This is a genomic window from Atribacter sp., from assembly GCF_035418125.1.
In the GTDB taxonomy this organism is placed as follows: domain Bacteria; phylum Atribacterota; class Atribacteria; order Atribacterales; family Atribacteraceae; genus Atribacter; species Atribacter allofermentans.
The window spans coordinates 1-2,891 of the sequence record NZ_DAOLQM010000264.1 but is presented as its reverse complement, the minus strand read 5'-3'; the positions used below and the strand labels follow the sequence as shown (position 1 = coordinate 2,891).

3 protein-coding genes are annotated in these 2,891 nt (G+C 39.8%); all 3 read left to right on the top strand.

Going from position 1 to position 2,891, the window contains the following annotated elements:
• Positions 1-62 precede the first annotated feature (62 nt).
• Positions 63-992 carry a thiamine pyrophosphate-dependent dehydrogenase E1 component subunit alpha gene (locus PLK24_RS10260; RefSeq protein ID WP_349770680.1) on the top strand — a complete coding sequence of 310 codons (930 nt, stop codon included), beginning with the start codon at positions 63-65 and terminating at the stop codon, positions 990-992.
• Entirely contained in the window at positions 985-1,968 is a 984-nt protein-coding gene (locus tag PLK24_RS10255; protein ID WP_324478830.1) for an alpha-ketoacid dehydrogenase subunit beta, read from the top strand. The genes PLK24_RS10260 and PLK24_RS10255 overlap by 8 nt, the downstream gene beginning before the upstream one ends.
• A 3-nt stretch (positions 1,969-1,971) precedes the next feature.
• On the top strand, positions 1,972-2,891 hold a 920-nt coding region (locus tag PLK24_RS10250; protein ID WP_324478828.1), incomplete at its 3' end, for a sugar-binding transcriptional regulator.

Sequence of the window (2,891 nt, the reverse complement as noted above, 5' to 3'; positions counted from 1 at the left end):
GTATTTTCAGGATAGAAAAGGAGGTAAATTCCAATTTGCTTACTCTTGATAAAAAATTAGAAATGTATCGGCAAATGATTACGATTCGTTTGTTCGAAGAACAAGCTGAATTGTTGTACATTGAAGGAAAGATTTTTGGGACTTTCCATCTTTATGTTGGTGAAGAGGCGGTAGCGGTTGGTGCTTGTGCCGCTTTACAACCTGACGATTTTATTACCTCTACCCATCGAGGCCATGGGCATTGTATTGCAAAAGGAGCCGATGTAAAACGCATGATGGCAGAATTAATGGCCAAAGATACTGGATATTGCCATGGAGTTGGAGGTTCGATGCATATTGCCGATGTAGAAAAAGGAAATTTAGGGGCCAACGGTGTGGTAGGTGGTGGTATTCCTATTGCTACCGGTGCAGCATTAGGGTGTAAGCTGCAAAAAAATGGGAAGGTGGTTATCTGTTTTTTCGGAGACGGAGCCTCAAACACTGGTACTTTCCATGAATCGATAAATATGGGATCTGCTTTCAAACTTCCAGTCGTGTATTTATGTGAAAATAATCAATATGCAATGTCAACTTCGGTTAAATATTCTGTGGCGATAGATGATATCTCCGAGCGTTCCAAAGCTTATGGGATTCCTGGAGTGACCATAAATGGAAATAAAGTTCTTGAGGTGTATGAAGCAGTAAGCCTGGCTATTGAACGAGCTCGGGAAGGGAAAGGGCCAACTCTTATTGAAGCGAAAACCTATCGCTGGAAAGGTCATTCTAAAAGTGATAAAAATGTTTATCGGACTAAAGAAGAGATAAAAAGTTGGAAAGCTCGTTGTCCTATTCAATCTTTTCGCCAGTATCTTATCAACGATGAAGGTATTAAAGAAGATATTTTAGGAAACATCGATGTCGAAGTTGAAAAGCTTATCCAGGAATCGGTTCAATATGCTGAGCAAAGTCCAGAACCGGATTTAGAAGCGGTGAGGAGGATGGTTTATGCCTGATCGAGTGATTACTTATTCTGAAGCCATCCGGGAAGCATTGCGTGAAGAGCTAAAAAATGATCCTCGGGTTTTTTTAATAGGGGAAGATATTGGTATTTATGGTGGTGCTTTTGCCGTAACCCTTGGTTTATATGAAGAGTTTGGTCCAGAACGGGTCATTGATACTCCAATTTCGGAAGCAGCCATAATTGGTGCTGCTGCCGGGGCTTCTTTAGTGGGAATGCGAACAGTCGCCGAAATCCAATTTTCAGATTTTATTGCCATTGGTATGGATCAATTGGTCAACCAGGCGGCAAAAATTCGTTTTATGTTTGGTGGAAAAGCGGCAGTACCTATGGTGGTTAGAGCTCCCATTGGTTCGGGTACTGGAGCAGCAGCTCAACATTCTCAAAGCCAGGAAGCCTGGTATGCTCACGTGCCGGGATTAAAAGTAGTTTTACCTTCAAATCCTGCTGATGCCAAAGGGCTTTTAAAAAGTGCTATACGAGATGATAATCCGGTTATTTTTTTAGAGCATAAATTGTTATATAAAACCAAGGGAGTGGTTCCAGAAGAAGAATATTTAATTCCAATAGGGAAGGCAGATGTCAAAAGATCTGGGGCTGATCTCACTATTATTGGTTATTCTAATCTCATTCCCAAAAGTTTACAAGCAGCGGAAAAATTGGCTCAAGAAGGGATTGATGTAGAGGTTTTAGATCTTCGTTCCCTTCGCCCACTCGATACCGAAGCCATTGCCCAATCAATACAAAAGACCCATCGAGCATTGGTAGTTTATGAAGCTCCTCAATTGGGAGGGTTTGGTGCTGAAGTGGCAGCATTTATTGGAGAGAAATGTTTTGATGACCTTGATTCTCCAGTTATGCGCTTGGGAGGTCTTGAAATGCCTCCACCCTATAATCCTCGTTTAGAAAAGCAATTAGTACCTCAAGTGGAAGATATCGTTAATGGGGTTAGAAGGTTAATGAAAGGATAAGAAATGAAGTACGATGCCTTTCATCAGGATCTGATGCGAGAAGTGGCTAAATTATATTACTACGAAGATTTAACTCAAGATCAAATAGGAGAAATTGTTGGCCTTTCTCGTCAAAAAGTTTGGAGAGTGCTTAAAAAAGCTAAAGAAGAGGGTATAGTCCAAATTAAAATAATAGAACCCTCCGATAAGGAATTGGAAAATGAAAATCAGCTTAAGGAAAAATTTGGTTTAAAGGAAGTTAAGATTACACTATCCTTTCAAGAAAATGACAAAATACTTTTAAAAAGAGTTGCCCAAGTCGCAGCCTCTTATTTAAGAAATCGCTTAGATCCCTATTCAACCTTAGGGGTGGCTTATGGAAAAACCATATTTGAAATAATCCACTATCTCACTCCTAAAAAAATACCCGGTTTAAGAGTGATACAAATTATGGGGGGTTATGGAAAATTAAAAGGGGACGTCATGGCAGTTGAATTAGCCCGTCGGATTGCTGAAAATTTTGATGGTCAGGTTGTTTATTTGATGGCGCCGGCATTTGCCAAGGATCAAGCCACTCGAGATGCGATTTTAAGTAATGAAAGTGTTTTTAAAGTTCTCGATATGTCAAAAAAAGTTGATATAGCTTTGGTAGGAATTGGAGGAGTTTTGGAGACTTCAACCCTTCTTGATACCGGGGATTTGTATGATCATGAAATTGAAGAATTACGAAAGAAAAAAGTCGTTGGGAATATTTGTGGCAATTTTTACGATGAAACTGGAGCTATTATTGAAACCTTAGCTGATAAAAGAAGAATCAGTATAAGTCTTCAAGATTCAAAAAAAATACCATTGGTAATTGGGGTGGCGGGGGGCAAGAATAAGTTTCTTCCTATTCTGGGAGCACTCAAGGGAAGATTCATTCAAGCTTTGATAACCGATGACCT